Here is an 18399-nt window from a genome sequence, read left to right as displayed (position 1 = left end):
CTGTTTCTGATGAAACAGGGTTTTTTGTTTTAAAATGAGGTACCTTAGCTCAGATGGTAGAGCAATGGACTGAAAATCCATGTGTCCCTGGTTCGATCCCTGGAGGTACCACAAATGCTCGGATGGTGAAATTGGTAGACACGCTGGACTTAAAATCCAGTGAACAGAAATGTTCGTGCGGGTTCAAGTCCCGCTCTGAGTACTGAAAACTCCAATTGGCTATGGCTGATTGGAGTTTTTTTTGCTTAATGGAATGGAGTGTTTTCTTCAAATAGAAAGAACTTCTGATTGACCCGATCCTGCGTGAGCGATGCAAGCGACCATAGAAACAAAAAAAATCATTGTTGTCCGATAAAAAAGAAGCCAAATTAATGGCTTCTTAAAAAACATCGTAATTTAGAGTTGCAAAATTCAAATAACGATGGGTAAAAATAAGTATTTTTCGACTAAATCTGTTTTCGGACAGTTGATTTCTTTACTAGATGATTCTATGATTTCAACAGCAGTTAAGAAACATAATTCAGACCGTTATGTAAAACATTTCAAAAGTCAAGATCATTTATTTAGTATGGTTTTTTGTTGTTTGGAAAAGTGCAATTCTTTGCGTGAAGTTTCTTCTGGAATGCTAGGATTATCAGGAAAAGAAGAGACTGTGAGGATAAATCATCTTCCTAAAAAAAGTACTTTATCCGATGCAAACAAGATTAGGAAAGTGGAGTTTTTTGAAGAAATCTACAACAAGCTATTGGAGAAATATAGCTTTGTTTTATCGGACAGTCGAGTTGAAATAGCATTAGAAAAGAAAGTTAAAATTGTTGATAGTACCACTATCAGCTTGTTTAAAGACATCTTAAAATGCGTTGGAAGGAAGTCCAGCAATGGGAAAAGTAAGGGTGGAATTAAATCACACAGTGTGATAAATGCAGATGAAAAAGTTCCTAATTTAGTATGGTTTACAGCTGCTACAACTCACGACCATCAGTTTTTAGAAAAACTAAAATGTGATGAAAATACCGTTTATATTTTTGACAAAGGATACAATGATTACAAGGCTTTTGAACACTTTACCCAGCAAAAAACAGGCTTTGTAACCCGAATAAAAGAGAATGCAAAATATGAATTAACTCAAAAAAACACCATTCCAGAAAAGATTCACAGCGGTGTTTTGTCTGACCAAATTATAGAAGTTGAAGTTGATAAAGAGGGTACGAAAGGCAAATTGAAATTACGAAAAATAAAATATTATGACAGGGAATATAAAAGAACTTTCGAGTTTATTAGCAATTTATTTGAATTTAGAGCAGACACAATAGCTGCGCTTTATAAAATCCGATGGCAGATAGAATTGTTGTTTAAACAGATTAAACAAAATTTTCCCTTAAAATATTTTTTAGGAGACAACGAGAACGCTATCAAAATCCAAATTTATTGTGTCTTGATAGTAAACCTTCTGATGGGAGTGATAAAGAAAAGTTTGAAACGACAATGGGCTTTCTCTAATTTAGTCAGTTTTTGTAGAATTCATTTATTCAACTATATTCATCTAACTAAATTTTTAGAAAGTCCCGAAAAAGACTGGGAATTAGATCCAAAAATCAATGGGTAATTAGGACTATTCGATGACTATTTAGCCACAGGATGAGAATTTGATAAATCAAACTGAAAATTATATTTTTCCATTTATTGAATTCTAATGACAATACTAAAAAACAAGCCAAAGCAAGATAGAACATCGTTAAGTATCTAAAAATATACAAAATTTAACAATCCGAAATTATTTATCGGACAACAATGATTTGGATGCTATTATGCAAAAAAAGCGGATCATTTGTAGATCCGCTTTCGTAATAATAACTTCTAATGTTTTAGTTCCTAAACGGAAATCCTAAAAAGAAAAAATTCTACATTTATTTCTTCTAAACGGAGATCTAAATGCTTTAAAAAAAAAACAAAATAATAAATAGTTATTGTATTTTTACATCATCAAAGTTTTTGAGTTTAGAATTGCGGTCAATAAAATTATATGAACTCTATAAATAAAGGGTTTTTTATTTTTAAAATTGACATTTTTTAAAAATAAAAAGAGGCTGTCCGAAAAGTCGAAGCTAGCCTCTTAGAATTGCATAAATGAAATTCGTCTCCAACAGGAGCCAAATATTTTAGTATAAAAAAGAGGCTGTCCATACTTTTCGGACAGCCTCTTAATCTTATAAAATATTTAAACCTATTTAATCAAATCAAAACTTCTTTTTACAAAAGCTGTAAGCTCTTCTCCTTTTAATAAGTTTTGAGATAATTTGGCAAGATCCAAAGCTTGTTTAACTAAGTTTTCCTGGGTTGACTTATCTTCAGTATTTAAAATGTTCGAAGCTAAATCAGAGTTAGTATTTACCACTAAATTGTACATTTCCGGCATATTGCCCATTCCGAACATTCCGCCGCCACCCGACTGGCTCATTTCTTTCATTCTACGCATAAATTCTGGCTGCGTGATAATAAATGGGGCAGCCTGACTGTCCATAGCTTCTAACTGCACAGAATATGCTTTTGGGATGTAAGCTTCCAACGAAATTTTTAAATTCTCTTTTTCTTCGTCAGATAGTTTAGAAATTGTGTTTTCATCTTTTTTAATTAAATTATCAATATGGTCAGAATCTACACGAACAAATGTTAAACCACTATTGTCTCCTTCAATTTTTTGAATTAAATGTGAAATAATTGGAGAATCCAAAAGTAATACTTCATAACCTTTGTCTTTTGCTGTTTCAATATAAGAGTGTTGTGCATCCTTATTTCCTGCATATAAAACAACAAGTTTTCCTTCTTTATCAGTTTGGTTTTCTTTTAGTTTCTCTTTTAATTCTTCAAGAGTAAAATAAGTATCATCAACAGTCGGGTATAATACAAATGCCCCTGCCTTTTCGTAGAACTTATCTTCAGAAAGCATTCCGTACTCTAAAACAATTTTAATATCATTCCATTTTGCTTCAAAATCTGAACGATTTTCATTAAATAAGGCTTTTAATTTATCAGCAACTTTACGAGTGATATAATTTGAAATTTTCTTTACTGCACCATCAGCCTGTAAGCCAGAACGTGAAACGTTTAGTGGAATATCTGGAGAATCAATGACTCCTTTTAGCATGGTTAAAAACTCAGGTACAATTCCTTCAACGTTATCAGTAACATAAACTTGGTTTTGGTACAATTGAATTTTATCTTTCTGAATTTGCATATCAGATCCTAATTTAGGAAAGTATAAAATCCCGGTTAAGTTAAATGGATAATCTACATTTAAATGAATATTGAATAACGGCTCTTCAAACTGCATTGGATACAATTCTCTGTAGAAGTTTTTGTAATCAGCATCAGATAATTCAGAAGGTTGTTTAGTCCACGCTGGGTTCGGATTATTAATTATATTGTCAGTTTCAACTGTTTCATTTACATAATCTTCAGGGGCATCTTTAGGTTTAGGAAGTGTTTCAGTTTTTGTTCCAAATTTAATCGGAATAGGCATGAACTTGTTGTATTTATTTAATAAACCGTGGATTTTTGAATCTTCTAAAAATTCAAGGGAATCTTCTGCAATATGTAAAATAATCTCCGTACCACGTGAAGTTTTGTCAGCCGGTTCTAAAGTAAATTCAGGACTTCCGTCACATGTCCAGTGGGCTGCAGGTTCATCTTTATATGATTTTGTGATGATTTCTACTTTCTCAGCTACCATAAAAGCCGAATAAAAACCAAGACCAAAGTGTCCGATAATTCCAGAATCTTTTGCTGAATCTTTGTATTTATCCAGAAATTCTTCTGCTCCTGAAAAAGCAACCTGATTGATGTATTTTTCAACTTCAGCGGCAGTCATACCTAAACCTTGATCGATAATGTGGATTTTTTTACCTTCTTTATCCACTTTAATTTCAATAATTGGATCTCCGTATTCTACTTTAGCTTCACCAATGCTTATAAGGTGTTTTAATTTTAAAGTAGCGTCTGTTCCGTTTGAAACTAATTCACGTAAGAAAATCTCGTGATCGCTGTATAAGAATTTTTTGATTAAGGGAAAGATGTTTTCTACAGAAACATTAATTTTACCTGTTGTCATATTTTTTTATTTTTTTAGTTTAATAAGATGATTATCACTTACTCAAATAGAATACCAATTATTTTTGAGTGACAAAATGTCTTATGTGTTAATTTTGAAAGAAAATAATCTGATTTTGGAAGAGAATATAGTTTCATGAATTGTATCTTTGTTTACAATAATTATTAAATGTGTAAGTAATAACTTAAATAATTCTACAAAATGAAGAAATTTGTTTTCATTTGCATGATGTCCACGATCTTATTTGCGTGTAAATCAGCTTCATCAACTACAACTTCAACAGAAGGAACAGAAATTTCAAAAAAACTTGACAGACCGACTCAAGTAGCCATTAAAGGAAATTGGATACTTACAAATGTTTCCTATGCAGGATCAGATTATATTAAAGTTAATTCTTTTGATCTATCAGATTCAAAATGTTTCATAGGTAGTACCTGGAATTTTATTTCTAATAATAATAAAGGTACCATGACATTGAATGCTTCAAGTTGTACGGCATTTACTTCTCCAATCGTCTGGAGTATTAACAATCAGGGACTTTTTGTATTAAAAATTGTTGATCCGGGTACAAAATCAAAAAATGTCAGATCAGGATATTTACTTAAAGTAGCAGGATTAACTGATAATTCATTTCAGTTAATTGATAGTATCAATGTTGGTGGACAAACGAAAGATGTAACTTACCAATTTCAAAGAGCTAATTAATATTAAAAAGAATAAACATGAAAAAAATAACAGCATTAAGTTTAAGTAGTTTACTAGTATTAGTTAGTTTATTTGCAAGCTGCGATTCAGTAAAAAATGCTAATAATACTCAAAAGGGTGCCGGAATTGGTGCAGTTGCCGGAGGAGTGATTGGAGCGGTATTAGGAAATAATTTAGGTAAAGGCGGAAACGCTGCCTTGGGAGCTGCAATTGGAGCTGCTGTAGGAGGTGGAACCGGAGCCCTTATTGGAAACAAAATGGACAAACAAGCACGTGAAATCGATCAGGCTTTGCCAGGTGCAGAAGTAGAAAGAGTTGGTGAAGGAATTCACTTAACACTTAATGAAAATGCTGTTCGTTTTGATACAAACAAATCAACATTAACTTCTCAGGCTAAAGCAAATTTAGATAAATTAGTTCCTGTTTTTAATGATTATGGAGATACTAATATCGAGATTTTTGGATATACTGATAACACAGGCAAACCCGAATATAATTTAACGCTTTCGGGACAAAGAGCTGCATCTGTACAAGCATATTTGGTTTCAAAAGGGTTGAAATCCAGTAGATTTAAAACGTCAGGTTTAGGAATTGCTGACCCTATTGCCAGTAATGATACTGCTGAAGGAAGATCTCAAAACCGCCGTGTTGAATTTGCTATTACTGCAAATGACAAAATGGTAAATGATGCTAAAGCACAAGCTGGAAAATAATTAAATTACAATAAAATTTATTAAAAGCTGTTTCTTATTTGAAGCAGCTTTTTTTTGCCTTTCGAAATTAAACATTGTAAATTTGAACTTTCAATTAGAACACATGCTTGACATTCAAAATATATCATTTTCGTATACCGAAAAACCGGTTATAAAAAATATTTCTTTTACTATTAATAAAGGTGAAAACATAGCCATTATTGGCGAAAGCGGCTGTGGAAAAAGTACACTTCTTAAACTGATGTACGGTTTGTTTGATTTAGATGAAGGCCAGATTTTTTATGAGCAAAAACCTGTTTTGGGACCAAAATATAATTTGATTCCCGGAATGCCTTATATGAAATATTTGGCACAGGACTTTGATCTGTCACCTTATGAAACAGTTGCTGAAAATGTTGGAAAGTTTCTTTCGAATGGTTTTGCTAATATGAAAAAACTTCGTGTTCAGGAGCTATTGGAGATGGTTGAAATGGAGCAATTTTCTAATGTGAAAGCTAAATTTTTAAGTGGTGGGCAACAACAGAGAGTTGCTTTGGTACGTGTCCTGGCTTTAGAACCAGAAGTTATTTTGCTTGATGAACCTTTTAGTCAGATTGATGCTTTTCGTAAAAATGCTTTACGCCGGAATTTATTCAGATATTTAAAACAGAAAAAAATAACCTGTATTATTGCTACTCATGATAGCACAGATGCACTGTCTTTTGCAGATGCAGCGATTGTAATGCGTAATGGAGAGATTGTCACAAAGGGAAATCCAACTGAAATTTATACAAATCCATCTTCGAAATATATTGCTTCTCTTTTTGGAGAAGTAAATGAAATTCCTACTCATTTATTGCAGCTTTCTGAAGATGAAAATGGAAAATTATTGGTGTATCCGCATCAATTAATTATGGTGGAACACTCTGATTTAGAAGTTAAAATTAGAAGGACTTATTTCAGAGGAAATCACTATTTAATTGAAACTGTTTACAAAAGACAATTGATATTTTTTGAAAATGAATTTGATTTGCCTTTAGAAATTACAATTTTTTTAGGGCTCAATTCTTAACGGAATAATACATCGTGAATATCTTCTGTTTTGTCAAAAACGCTTTTTGCAAAAGGGCATAGCGGAATAATTTTCAAATTATTTGTTCTGGCATATTCTACTGTCGCCATGACTAATTTTTTACCAACACCTTTTCCGTTAAATTCCTCATTTACTTCAGTATGGTCAATGATGAATTTTGCATCACCAGCCCAGGTATAGGTCATTTTTCCGGCTTGTTTTCCGTCTTCGATAGCTTCAAAATAACCTTTTCTTGTGTCGTTTATTTGTTGAATTTCCATGGTATAATTATATTAATGTCGTTTTAATTTCGATTGTGTTTGTTAGCGTTTTATGAATCGGGCAGCTGTTTGCAATTGTTTCTAATCTTTGTTTTTGTGCTTCGTCAACTTCGCCAGTTACTTCAATTTTTCTGATAAACGAAGTTACATTTCGTTCTGAATCTCTTTCAAAATCAATTTTGATATTTATTTCTGAAACATTCCATTGTTTGCGGTTGATGTACATTCGTAAAGTAATCAAAGTGCAGGAAGCCAGTGATGAAGCCAAAAGTTCAGTTGGATTTAAACCTAAATTTTTACCTCCTAATTGTTGTGGCTCGTCAGAAATTAAAATATTTCCACTTGCAGAAATGATTTCTGTGCGGTACAAACGTGTGTCTATTTTTGCTGATACTGTATCCATAATTATTTAATTCTTGGTTCGGGTAATGGTACAAATTCGGTTTCGCCCGGAACTTTTTGGAAAGTTTGTGCTGTCCAGTCTTGTTTGGCTTTTTCTATAAGATTTTTATCTGATGAAACAAAATTCCAAAAGATGAAATGTTCTTCCGGGAAAGGTTGTCCTCCAAAAATGTAAACAGTTGAATGAGCTTCAATTTCAAACTCACAAAGTGTACTGTTGTTTGTAATTAAAATTTGTTTTGGATCGTAAACGTGTTCGCCGCTTTTAATGCTTCCTTCTAAAATATATAAACCGCTTTCACCAAATAAATCTTTTCCAATATTGATTTTTTTAGCTTCTTTGCTTTTAATTTCAATAAAATACAACGGACTGTAAACAGGAACCGGAGATTTTTTCCCGAAAGCTTCTCCTGCAATCAGTTTATATGAAACCCCATTTTCTTCCCAAGACGGAATATCCTGTGCTTCAACATGCGTAAAATTCGGATCCATTTGTTCTAATTCTTTCGGAAGCGCCACCCAAATCTGCAATCCGTGAAGCATTTTGTCAGAATGTCTTAAATATTCAGGAGTTCTTTCAGAATGTACGATTCCTTTTCCTGCGGTCATCCAATTAACCGCTCCTGGTTTTATTTCTAATTCTGTTCCCAAACTGTCGCGGTGCATAATACTTCCTTCAAACAAAAAAGTAAGTGTAGAAAGCCCAATATGCGGATGTGGCGGAACATCCATATTTTGATATTGATTTAAATATGCAGGCCCCATATGATCGATAAATACAAATGGTCCAACAGCTCTTTTTTCATGGAAAGGCAATAGTCTGCCTACCATAAAATTGCCGATGTTAGCAGCGCGTTCTTCGATAATTAAACTGATATTTGACATGGTTATTTTATTTGAAAACAAAATTACAGCGAGGATGTGAGTCTGTAACTTAATTTAGATTAAGAAAAAGTTGTTTTGGATTTACATTATAAAAGTAAGAAATAAAAAAGAAGCACAAGTTTTAATTAATCAATTCAAATTCCAAAGCTTCGCTCTCGGTTCCATTAATGATAATCGATAATTGATGAACTCCGGTATGAAAAACACGAGTTGTTATTAACTTAAATGACTGGTTTCTTTCAATCTTTGTGAGCTGGTTTGGAGGGTAAATTTTCTCGCTGATTTTGAACACTTTTTGTGCCAGATGACCTTTTGCCTTTTTATAATGAATAGCATATTCTAAACGAATTGTTTTTGGTTCTTCATTTTTGTTGTTTAAGTAAAAACAAAACTGCAGATAATATCCAATCTTTACAATAGGTGTTTTGATTACAAAAGAAGAAAGTTCAATGTTCGTACTTTCTAAACCATAATGACTTAAAATTTTAGGATGTCCTTGTTTCAATAAAGTTCGGGAGCCGTGTTTTATGATTCCATCAGTTTCTCTACTATGATTTTTCCATCTTGAAGCGATTTCAAGTAGAATTCCCGGATTATCTTTTGCAATATCATTGAGATTGTTTGCAACGCTTCTGCGAACGTACTCTGAAGGGTCATTTTTAAGATTTTCTAAAATCGGAAGAATAGAAGAAGGATCTTTTTTCAAAAACGGAATCGCCATTGCCCATGGTAATCTTGGTCGTGAACCTTCACTCGCTAATCGGCGGACATGATGATTTTCATGTAAAGACCATTTAGTCATTTCATCAATCATTTTTTCTTTATACTTTAAAATAAAAGGGCGAACGGCAAACTCGCAGCTTATAAATTGTGTTATTGAAACAAAGGCTTTCATCGAAGTTTCAAAATCCTTTAAACCATATATTTCGATATAATCGGCAAAAAAGATAAAAGCCAGATTGCTGTCTGAAAAATTATTTTTCTTAAGGTTTTCGATTATTTTTTCAATTAAAGAAACAGCTTGAGAAAAATTTTCAGGCATAAACTGATGCAAAACCATTGTAGTATGTTTCATTCGGTCTTTCCACTCTTTCTCAAGAAAATTACCTTCATAAATTGTCTCAATAAATTTTTGTTTATTGAATGATGGATGTACTTCAGCGACTGCCTGACTAAATTTTTTGTAAAAAGAAACGGAGTATATATCCTTAATTAATCCCATAAATTTTGATTGAATGAGTTTCAAAGATATTTAATGTTCTTTGAATTCACAGAGTGTTTAGAAATTAAGTTCCAGCTTTATTTTTGTATCTTACTTGTTAATTTACAATTTTTAAAATTAAACCGAAACTTTTAAATCCATAAAATATATCCTAATTTAGCAGTTCATAAAATTTATAAAGATGATCAGCGAAGTACAATTTCATGCCGAATTACAACTAATGATTGCCAACGCTATACGAGAAGATGTTGGTACAGGAGATTACAGTTCGCTTGCCTGTATTCCTTATATTGCGCATGGACAAGCTAAATTATTAGTGAAAGACCAGGGAATTATTGCTGGCGTTGCATTAGCTAAAATGATTTTTGAATATGTTGATCCAAAATTAAACATGAAGACTTTTATTGAAGATGGAACCCATGTCGAATATGGCGAAGTTGTTTTTGAAGTTTCAGGTAGCTCACAATCTATTTTAAAATCTGAAAGAGTGGTTTTAAATACAATGCAGCGAATGTCTGCCATTGCAACAAAAACCAATGAATATGTAAAGCTTTTGGAGGGAACGGGTGCTAAAATATTAGATACCCGTAAAACAACACCCAATTTCAGAATTGCTGAAAAATGGGCTGTAAAAATAGGAGGAGGAGAAAATCATCGCTACGCATTGTATGATATGGTGATGCTGAAAGACAATCATATTGACTTTGCCGGCGGAATTACTCTTGCAATAAGTAAAACCAAAGAATATCTGAAATCCAATAATTTAAATTTAAAAATTATTGTTGAAGCAAGAAATTTAGATGAGATTCGTGAGATTTTACTAAGTGATGGAGTTCATAGAATCCTAATTGATAACTTTAACTACGAAGATACAAAAACGGCTGTGGCATTGATTGGCAATAAATGCCAAACAGAGTCTTCTGGAAATATAAGCGAAAAAACGATTCGCGAATATGGACTTTGTGGTGTAAATTATATTTCATCTGGAGCCTTAACGCATTCGATTTATAATATGGATTTGAGTTTAAAAGCGTTTTAAAAGAAGTAATGTGTTACAAGTTATGACCAAAATATTCTAAAATAGAAACTCTAAAATCTAAAATCATTTATATGTCGCAAGAGATAGTAAATCGGCTTGAAAAAGTACCAGTCTTACGTTTATTAGTTCGGTTTTTAAAGAACATAAAATTGCCGTGGCTAGAAGGTTTTTCATTATATGATTTGCTGGAAATGTATATTTTGGGTATACTTGAAGGCGCTTTTTCATATCATGCTAGTGCGGTATCTTTTAGCTTTTTCATGGCTTTATTTCCTTTTGCACTGTTTATTTTAAATTTAATTCCGTTTATTCCTATAGATAATTTTCAACAGGATTTTTTGCTTTTTGTCCAGCAGAGTGTGCCACCTAATACTTACGATGCCATCAGTAAAATTATCAGTGACATATTAAATAATAGTCACTCAGGGTTGCTGTCTTCAGGGTTTTTACTTTCTATTGTTTTAATGGCAAATGGTATTAACGGAATTTTGAGTGGTTTTGAATCATCAAAACATGTTTTTGATAAAAGAGGTTTTTTTTATCAATATTTAGTAGCGCTGGCAATTTCACTTGTAATGACTGTCATACTATTTGTAACGGTGGCTACTATAGTTGTTTTTGAGGTTTTTATCCAGAAAACAATAATTCAGGATGTATTGAGTGATCGTATTCCTTTAATTATTTTAGGGCGTTACCTGTTTGTTATTTTGATGATTTTGATAACGTCTTCAATATTATTGCGTTATGGTACAAAACAATATAATAAAGTGCCTTTTATCAGCATTGGATCTGTTTTTACGACGGTATTAATTGTTATATCTTCGTTCTTTTTTGGGATTTGGGTTATAAAATTTTCAAAATACAACGAACTTTATGGTTCTATTGGGACATTATTAATTCTAATGTTTTACATTTGGATAAACTGTATGATACTGCTTTTAGGTTTTGAACTTAATGCGACTATCAGGAAATTGAGACAAAAAACAAATAGATTATGAAAAATTGGATTTTAACTTTTAGTGTTTTTTTTCTAACATTAAGCACTATTCAGGCGCAAAGTGTTGTTGGGAAATGGAAAACGATTGATGATGAAACTGGTGAAGTAAAATCAATAGTAGAAATTTACGAAAAATCAGGAAAAATCTATGGTAAAGTTGCAGAAATACTGCGTGCTAATCATACTAAAGATGTATGTACAAAATGTGATGGGGCAGAAAAAAACAAACCAATTTTAGGCATGGTAATCATCAACGGACTTAAAAAAGACGGGGCTGAGTATAATGGAGGGACAATCCTGGATCCAACAAATGGAAAAAAATACAAATGTTATATTGAATTAGAGTCGGCTGATAAATTAAAACTTCGAGGTTATGTCGGAATTTCTATTGTGGGAAGAACACAATATTGGACAAGGGTAAAAAAATAATTTTTTAGATAAAATGCGAAAATTAGCATCATTAATTTTATTCCTTATAATCCTGTCAAATAGTTTTGGGCAATCTAAGGATTCTGCATTACAAATAAGTCATCTTACAGGTGACTTTTATGTTTATAAAACTTTTCATGATTATAAAGGGGCATTAATTTCTGCCAATGCAATGTATCTTGTTACACAAAAAGGCGTTATTTTGTTCGATGCACCTTGGGATCAAACACAGTTTCAGCCTTTGCTGGACATCATAAAAGCAAAACATAATAAAGAAGTTATTATGTGTTTTGCTACACATTCTCATGATGACAGATCAGGAGGTTTAGGTTTTTACAGAAAAAAAAGAATTAAAACATATACTATAAAACTAACGGATCAAATTCTTAAAAAGGAAAGCAAAAAAAGAGCTGAATTTATAATTCCAAATGATACCGTGTTTACTGTTGGGGATCATACTTTTCAGGTTTATTATCCTGGAAAAGGACATGCTCCAGACAATATTGTAGTTTGGTTTGATAAAGAAAAACTGCTTTATGGAGGATGTTTTGTAAAAAGCGCCACAGCAAAAGATTTGGGTTATTTAGGAGATGCTGATGTTAAAGAATGGGAGAAATCAATCAAAAGGGTACAAACTAAATTTAAGAATCCCATCTATATTATTACAGGTCATGAAGATTGGGCAGATATAGAATCACTAAGGCATACTTTGAAAATGGTACAAAAATACAATACTGTACAAACTTCGGGTAAAAAATAATTCACCAATTTTAAAATAATTACATGTTTTTTGTAGAAGTTGTTTTGCCTCTTTCTTTAACCAAAACCTTGACCTATCGTGTTTCTGAGGCTGAATTCTATTTTATTAAAAAAGGAATGCGCGTTGCAGTACCTATTAAAAGCAAAATCTATACGGCGCTTGTTTTAGATGTTCATGAAAATGCTCCGACTTTATATGAAGCAAAAGAAATTCATCAGATATTAGATGAAAAACCTATTGCAACAGAAACTCAGATTAAACATTGGCTTTGGATTGCTAATTATTATATGTGCGGTATTGGTGATGTTTATCGTGGAGCGTTTCCCAGCGGATTGCTACTGGAAAGTGAAACCATTATTTCGCATAAAATAGATGCAATTGTGAATCAAAATGAACTCACAGATGAAGAATTTTTGATTTATGAAGCCTTGCAGCAACAGAGTTCTTTAAAGGTTCAGGAAATTATTTCGATTTTAAACAAAAAGAATATTTTTCCGATTCTTCAAAAGTTAATGGCCAAAGATATTATTGTTTTAGAAGAAGAAATAAAAGAAAATTACAAGCCAAAATTGATTCGATACGTAAAACTACACTCCAAATACGAATCAGATAGCGGTTTAAATGAATTATTAGAAGTATTGAAAAACGCCAATAAGCAGAGAGAAATTGTTTTGGCTTATTTTCAAATTACAGCTTCAGAAAAAAAACCGATTACGGTTAAGAAATTGGTTGAAGCTTCAAATTCGACTTCGGCAGTTGTAAAAGCATTAATTGAAAAAGAAATTTTTGAAGAATATTATCTTCAGCATGATCGTGTTACTTTTGAAGGAAGAGCTTCGGAGAAAAAATTGTTTTTAAGTGCTGCGCAGGAAATTGCTTTCGCAGAAATTAAAAATATTTTTTTAGAAAAAGAAGTTTGTCTGCTTCATGGCGTTACATCCAGTGGTAAAACGGAGATATATATAAAGTTAATTGAAGAATATTTAAAAACGGGGAGACAAGTTTTATATTTATTACCTGAAATTGCGCTTACAACACAGTTGGTTTCTCGTTTGCGTCTCTATTTTGGAGATAAAGTAGCGGTTTTTCATTCTAAATACAGTAACAATGAGAGAGTAGAAGTTTGGAAACAAACACTTGAAAATTCAGATAAAGCACAAATTGTAATAGGGGCAAGGTCGGCTTTGTTTTTGCCTTTTAATAATCTCGGTTTGTTGATTGTTGATGAAGAACATGAACAGACTTTTAAGCAAACAGATCCGGCACCGAGATATCACGCGCGGGATTCTGCAATTGTTTTAGCTAATTTGCATAGTGCCAAAGTGCTTTTAGGATCTGCAACTCCAAGTATTGAGACTTATTTTAATACTCAAATTGAAAAATTCGGTTTAGTTACCATTACGGAACGTTATAATAATGTCAGAATGCCGGAAGTTCTTTTGGTGGATTTAAAAGACAAGCATTTCAGGAAAAGAATGACGGGTCATTTTAGTGATCTTTTAATTGAGGAAATTGCAGAAGCTTTGTCTTTGGGAGAACAGGTGATTTTGTTTCAAAACAGAAGAGGGTATTCTCCTATAATTGAGTGTTTGACTTGTGGTCATGTTCCGCATTGTCAACAATGCGATGTGAGTTTGACTTTTCATAAACATAAAAATCAATTAAGATGTCATTATTGCGGGTACTCTATTGCAAAACCAACACACTGTCATAGTTGTTCGAGTATTGATTTGACTACAAAAGGTTTTGGTACAGAACAAATCGAGCAGGAATTGGTTTCTCTTTTTCCGAAAGCCAAAACAGGAAGGATGGACCAGGATACAACTCGTGGGAAATTTGGTTTTGAAAAAATCATAGATACTTTTAAAAATAGACAAATAGATATTTTAGTCGGTACGCAAATGCTGGCTAAAGGATTGGATTTTGATAATGTTAGTCTGGTCGGAATTATGAATGCTGATAATATGTTACATCATCCTGATTTCAGGGCTTTTGAACGCAGTTTTCAGATGATGACACAGGTTGCAGGAAGAGCAGGAAGATCTGAAAAACAAGGAAAAGTTGTGATTCAAACCTATAATCCAAACCATAATACAATACAGCAGGTTACAAACAACAACTATTTAGGTATGTATAAGGAGCAATTATATGATCGTCAGATTTATAAGTATCCTCCTTATTTTAGAATTATAAAATTAACTTTAAAGCATCGTGATTTTGATAAATTGAAAGAAGGATCGATGTGGATGTATAAGGTTTTGAGCCAAAATTTAAATATGCCGGTTTTAGGGCCTGAAGAGCCTGCAATTAACAGAATCAGAAATGAGTTTATTAGAACGATTTTAATTAAGATTCCACAAAATTTGCCATTAGCGGGTACAAAAAAAACTATCCAGAAAATGTTGAATAGTTTTGAAGCAGTACCTCAGTACAGGACTATAAAGTTGGCTGTAAATGTCGACTTTTATTAAATTTGTTTATGTTGATAATGCTCTGACTAAATCTTCCTTTTTGTTTCGGCTAAGGGGAATTTTAGTAATACCAATTTCTGCAAATTTGCTATTAAAGCGTTCGACTTTATCAATATTAATAATGTAAGATTTGTGAACACGAATAAATTTTTCTTTTGATAAATCATTTTCAAATGATTTCATTGTTGAAAGTACTAAATTACTGTCGTCCTCAGTGACAACTCTTACGTAATCTCCAAAAGCTTCAATCCATTTGATTTTTGCTGTAAAAATTTTTAGTTTTTTTAAGTTGCTTTTGATGAAAATATGTTCTCCTTCTTCTTCCTTGACTTCTTTTTTAAGTATATGCATGTCAATTGCTCTTTTTACAGAAGCATTAAAACGATCAACGGCTATAGGTTTCTGAAGGTAGTCTGTGGCATCATAATCAAAAGCTTTTAAAGCATATTCAGCCTTAGAAGTAATAAATATAATTTGTGGTTTAGATTTTAAACCATCAAGAAAATCAAATCCGTTAATAACAGGCATTTCAATATCTAAAAATATTAAATCGATATTATTTAAAGAGATACAACTTTTAGCTTCGATTGCATTTGAAAAGTCTCCGACCAGGTGTAAACCAGGATGATTATTGGCTAATTTTGCAATAATTGCCCTCTGTATAGAACTATCATCTACAACAACACAGTTTAGTTTCATAAGAGTTTAAATTTAATGTATTCAGGATTTCAATAGTAAATGTATTGTTTTTTTGGAAAAAAAACTAAGATGGAAGCCTATTTTTTGCATTTCAACGAATAAAAGAAAAAAAATGTTGGTTATTAAAATATAATGGTTACTTTTGCACCCAATTTTAACAAATAAATATTGTATTTATGAATCATTATGAAACTGTTTTCATTTTAAATCCCGTTTTATCTGAAGTTCAGGTAAAGGAAACAGTAACGAAATTTGAAGAATTTCTTACTAGTAGAGGAGCTGAAATGGTATCGAAAGAGGATTGGGGTCTGAAAAAAATGGCTTACGAAATCCAAAACAAAAAAAGTGGTTTTTATCACTTATTCGAATTCAAAGTAGCTGGAGAAGTTCTAATTGCTTTTGAAACTGAATTCAGACGTGACGAAAGAGTTATGCGTTTCCTTACTGTAAGTTTGGATAAACATGCTATTTCTTGGGCTGAAAGAAGAAGAGCTAAACTTAAATCTACAAAAGCTTAATTATCATGGCAACATTACAACAATCTGCTTCAGGAAAAAAAGACGGAGATATCAGATATCTAACGCCTTTAAACATAGAAACTAACAAAACTAAAAAGTATTGTCGTTTCAAAAAATCAGGAATCAAATATATCGATTATAAAGATGCTGATTTCTTATTGAAATTCGTTAATGAGCAAGGTAAAATTCTTCCTCGTCGTTTAACAGGAACTTCATTAAAATACCAAAGAAAAGTGTCTGTAGCTGTAAAAAGAGCTCGTCACTTAGCTTTAATGCCATACGTGGCCGATTTATTAAAATAGTATTAAAAACAAAGTTGTTGGTTTCCACTCAAAAAGGAACCTAACTTCTAACTTATAAGGACAACAACATGGAAATTATTTTAAAACAAGACGTTCAAAACGTAGGATTTAAAGATGATGTAGTATCTGTAAAGCCTGGCTATGGTCGTAACTTTTTGATTCCTCAAGGTTTTGCTACATTAGCAACTCCTTCAGCTAAAAAAGTTTTAGCTGAAAACCTAAAACAAAGAGCACATAAAGAAGCTAAAGTTGTTGCTGATGCTAAAGCATTAGCTGAAACATTAAAAGCTCTTGAAATTAAACTTTCTGCAAAAGCAGGTGGAGAAAAACTTTTTGGTTCTATCACAAACATCGACATTGCTGAAGCTTTAGAAAAATCAGGTAACGCTATTGATAGAAAATTTATCACAAGCGGTATTGTAAAACGTACTGGAAAATATTCTGCAAGCATCCGTTTACACAGGGATGTTATTGTTGATTTACCTTACGAAATTATTGCTGAAAAGTAATAGTTTTTAGTTAAGATAAAAAAATCCCGATGTGAGTCGGGATTTTTTTTGTTTAAATAAAAGTAATAATAAAAGTTAAGGCTATTTGTCATTGGCATTTGCTTATAGCTTGAGATTTAAAACATTTATAATGAAATATACAAGATTAACAAAAGAACAATTTGAAGAATTACATGCGGAGTTCGCCAGCTTTTTAGCTACACAAGCTATTGATAAAGGGGAGTGGGATGAACTTAAAATGAATAAACCTGAAGTTGCTGAACAGGAGTTGGATGTTTTTTCGGATTTAATTTGGGAAGGTGTTTTGTCCAGAGCTGAATTTCTGGAACATTTTTCTAAAAATCACATATTTTTATTTCAATGTTTTGATACTTATGTTGAGTCTATTGTTTTAAAATCTTTAGTTTCTGAAACTGATTTTCTGACAAGAGAAGGTTTGCAATGGTTAAGCGATAATATGTTTACAGATGCTATTGAAATGAAAACGGGAAAGAAAGTTTTTATTGAAGATCGAAATTCATCTATTTTCGAATTGATCCAACAGGGTGCTTTTTTAAGTGATGGGCAATTGTTTACTCAAATTAATACTATTATTAAGGGATAATTGAGTAAAAGTTCTTTTTAAAAGGCAAAACCAAATTACAGCAGTGATGAAAAAAGCGTAGAAACTACATTAGAAAATGGAGCTGAAATTCCAAACATCAATTTTGAACTGAGTAATTATGATGATTTGGTTGTAAAGAAAAAAGGTGTTGAAAAAGTAGATGTAAAACCAATTTATTTTGATTATGACAAATACGATATCACGCCTTTGGCTATCGAAGAATTGACAAAAGTGGTTTTTATCATGCAAAAATTCCCAAACATCCGTATTAAAATTGAATCTCATACGGACTCACGCGGAAAAGATGCTTACAATTTAAAGCTTTCTGATAACAGGGCAAAATCGACACGTGATTATATTATTTCACAAAGTATTGACGCTTCACGAATCGAAAGTGCCATTGGTTACGGAGAAAGCCCATTAATTAATAAATGTAAAAATGGTGTAAAATGTACAGAAGAAGAACATTTATTAAACAGACGTTCGGATTTCATTATTATTCAAAAATAAATTTGGTTGTTTATTAGGTTGTTGATTGTCACTTTTAAAAGTGTAGAACGTAAAAACCATTTGGAAGTTGGTTTTGTTTGATTCTTTTTTAAGAATAATGGACAAGAAGAAAATCAAGTTGCATGATTTTGCAACTTGATTTTTGACTTTTAAAACTTTTGGATTTTAATATTTTACAACAAAAAATAATCCTA

At 32.0% G+C, this 18399-nt stretch carries 20 protein-coding genes and 2 tRNA genes; 16 read left to right on the top strand and 6 right to left on the bottom strand.

The features are described 5' to 3' along the window. Positions 1 to 38: 38 nt before the first annotated feature. From BXU10_RS22750 to BXU10_RS22740, 3 genes are all read left to right on the top strand, one after another. Positions 39 to 111, top strand: a tRNA-Phe gene (locus BXU10_RS22750). A 5-nt stretch (positions 112 to 116) separates the two neighbouring features. After that, positions 117 to 202, top strand: a tRNA-Leu gene (locus BXU10_RS22745). A gap of 219 nt (positions 203 to 421) precedes the next feature. After that, complete coding sequence (locus tag BXU10_RS22740) at positions 422 to 1606, top strand: IS4 family transposase (RefSeq protein ID WP_078229741.1); 1185 nt, start codon at positions 422 to 424, stop codon at positions 1604 to 1606. 618 nt (positions 1607 to 2224) lie between these two features. Here BXU10_RS22740 and htpG read toward each other — a convergent pair. Next, on the bottom strand, positions 2225 to 4108 hold the full coding sequence (htpG, locus tag BXU10_RS22735) for a molecular chaperone HtpG (RefSeq protein WP_078229740.1): 1884 nt from the start codon (positions 4106 to 4108) through the stop codon (positions 2225 to 2227). A 201-nt stretch (positions 4109 to 4309) separates the two neighbouring features. On the opposite strand from htpG, the gene BXU10_RS22730 reads away from it, so the two are divergent. The 3 genes from BXU10_RS22730 (at position 4310) to BXU10_RS22720 (ending at position 6577) form a co-directional block, all read left to right on the top strand. After that, complete coding sequence (locus BXU10_RS22730; RefSeq protein WP_180910348.1) at positions 4310 to 4813, top strand: lipocalin family protein; 504 nt, start codon at positions 4310 to 4312, stop codon at positions 4811 to 4813. A 17-nt stretch (positions 4814 to 4830) separates the two neighbouring features. Then, positions 4831 to 5526, top strand: coding sequence for an OmpA family protein (locus BXU10_RS22725; protein WP_031457684.1), 696 nt, complete (start codon positions 4831 to 4833; stop codon positions 5524 to 5526). A gap of 103 nt (positions 5527 to 5629) precedes the next feature. Further along, positions 5630 to 6577, top strand: coding sequence for an ABC transporter ATP-binding protein (locus BXU10_RS22720; protein ID WP_078229738.1), 948 nt, complete (start codon positions 5630 to 5632; stop codon positions 6575 to 6577). Here the strand turns inward: BXU10_RS22720 and BXU10_RS22715 are convergent. The 4 genes from BXU10_RS22715 to BXU10_RS22700 form a co-directional block, all read right to left on the bottom strand. Beyond that, on the bottom strand, positions 6574 to 6858 hold the full coding sequence (locus BXU10_RS22715) for a GNAT family N-acetyltransferase (RefSeq protein ID WP_078229737.1): 285 nt from the start codon (positions 6856 to 6858) through the stop codon (positions 6574 to 6576). The genes BXU10_RS22720 and BXU10_RS22715 overlap by 4 nt on opposite strands. A gap of 7 nt (positions 6859 to 6865) precedes the next feature. Then, complete coding sequence (locus tag BXU10_RS22710) at positions 6866 to 7261, bottom strand: OsmC family protein (protein WP_078229736.1); 396 nt, start codon at positions 7259 to 7261, stop codon at positions 6866 to 6868. 2 nt (positions 7262 to 7263) lie between these two features. Continuing rightward, complete coding sequence (locus BXU10_RS22705) at positions 7264 to 8145, bottom strand: pirin family protein (protein ID WP_078229735.1); 882 nt, start codon at positions 8143 to 8145, stop codon at positions 7264 to 7266. Between the two features lie 121 nt (positions 8146 to 8266). Further along, positions 8267 to 9367, bottom strand: a complete 1101-nt coding sequence (locus BXU10_RS22700) for a DNA alkylation repair protein (RefSeq protein ID WP_078229734.1) — start codon at positions 9365 to 9367, stop codon at positions 8267 to 8269. A 181-nt stretch (positions 9368 to 9548) separates the two neighbouring features. Here BXU10_RS22700 and nadC point away from each other — a divergent pair, with 181 nt between their 5' ends. The 5 genes from nadC (at position 9549) to priA (ending at position 15063) form a co-directional block, all read left to right on the top strand. Further along, on the top strand, positions 9549 to 10406 hold the full coding sequence (gene nadC, locus BXU10_RS22695) for a carboxylating nicotinate-nucleotide diphosphorylase (RefSeq protein ID WP_078229733.1): 858 nt from the start codon (positions 9549 to 9551) through the stop codon (positions 10404 to 10406). A gap of 71 nt (positions 10407 to 10477) precedes the next feature. Then, positions 10478 to 11404, top strand: a complete 927-nt coding sequence (locus BXU10_RS22690) for a YihY/virulence factor BrkB family protein (RefSeq protein WP_078229732.1) — start codon at positions 10478 to 10480, stop codon at positions 11402 to 11404. Next, entirely contained in the window at positions 11401 to 11832 is a 432-nt protein-coding gene (locus BXU10_RS22685; protein ID WP_078229731.1) for a DUF2147 domain-containing protein, read from the top strand. Before BXU10_RS22690 ends, BXU10_RS22685 begins: the two co-directional genes overlap by 4 nt. Positions 11833 to 11845: 13 nt before the next feature. Next, positions 11846 to 12592 carry a subclass B1 metallo-beta-lactamase gene (gene bla-B1-FLAV / locus BXU10_RS22680; RefSeq protein WP_078229730.1) on the top strand — a complete coding sequence of 249 codons (747 nt, stop codon included), beginning with the start codon at positions 11846 to 11848 and terminating at the stop codon, positions 12590 to 12592. Positions 12593 to 12615: 23 nt separating this feature from the next. After that, the gene (gene priA / locus BXU10_RS22675) at positions 12616 to 15063 is read left to right on the top strand and encodes a primosomal protein N' (RefSeq protein WP_078229729.1); all 2448 of its coding nucleotides are present in this window, start codon (positions 12616 to 12618) and stop codon (positions 15061 to 15063) included. 6 nt (positions 15064 to 15069) lie between these two features. On the opposite strand, the gene BXU10_RS22670 is transcribed toward priA, so the two are convergent. Next, on the bottom strand, positions 15070 to 15762 hold the full coding sequence (locus BXU10_RS22670; RefSeq protein ID WP_031457695.1) for a LytTR family DNA-binding domain-containing protein: 693 nt from the start codon (positions 15760 to 15762) through the stop codon (positions 15070 to 15072). A 176-nt stretch (positions 15763 to 15938) separates the two neighbouring features. Between BXU10_RS22670 and rpsF the strand changes: the two genes are divergently transcribed. From rpsF to BXU10_RS22645, 5 genes are all read left to right on the top strand, one after another. Next, positions 15939 to 16280, top strand: coding sequence for a 30S ribosomal protein S6 (gene rpsF, locus BXU10_RS22665; protein WP_007810575.1), 342 nt, complete (start codon positions 15939 to 15941; stop codon positions 16278 to 16280). A 5-nt stretch (positions 16281 to 16285) separates the two neighbouring features. Next, positions 16286 to 16582, top strand: coding sequence for a 30S ribosomal protein S18 (gene rpsR, locus BXU10_RS22660; protein ID WP_007138295.1), 297 nt, complete (start codon positions 16286 to 16288; stop codon positions 16580 to 16582). Positions 16583 to 16650: 68 nt separating this feature from the next. After that, positions 16651 to 17091 (top strand): 50S ribosomal protein L9, encoded by a 441-nt coding sequence (gene rplI / locus BXU10_RS22655; RefSeq protein WP_031457696.1) that lies wholly within the window; start codon positions 16651 to 16653, stop codon positions 17089 to 17091. A gap of 130 nt (positions 17092 to 17221) precedes the next feature. Next, positions 17222 to 17695 carry a DUF6495 family protein gene (locus BXU10_RS22650; RefSeq protein WP_078229728.1) on the top strand — a complete coding sequence of 158 codons (474 nt, stop codon included), beginning with the start codon at positions 17222 to 17224 and terminating at the stop codon, positions 17693 to 17695. Positions 17696 to 17821: 126 nt separating this feature from the next. Then, positions 17822 to 18205, top strand: coding sequence for an OmpA family protein (locus BXU10_RS22645; RefSeq protein WP_317170942.1), 384 nt, complete (start codon positions 17822 to 17824; stop codon positions 18203 to 18205). The last annotated feature ends 194 nt before the right edge of the window (positions 18206 to 18399 follow it).

Origin of the sequence: Flavobacterium sp. LM4, assembly GCF_002017935.1 — a bacterium.
Taxonomy (GTDB): Bacteria; Bacteroidota; Bacteroidia; order Flavobacteriales; family Flavobacteriaceae; genus Flavobacterium; species Flavobacterium chungangense.
This window is presented reverse-complemented; position numbering and strand designations above follow the sequence as displayed.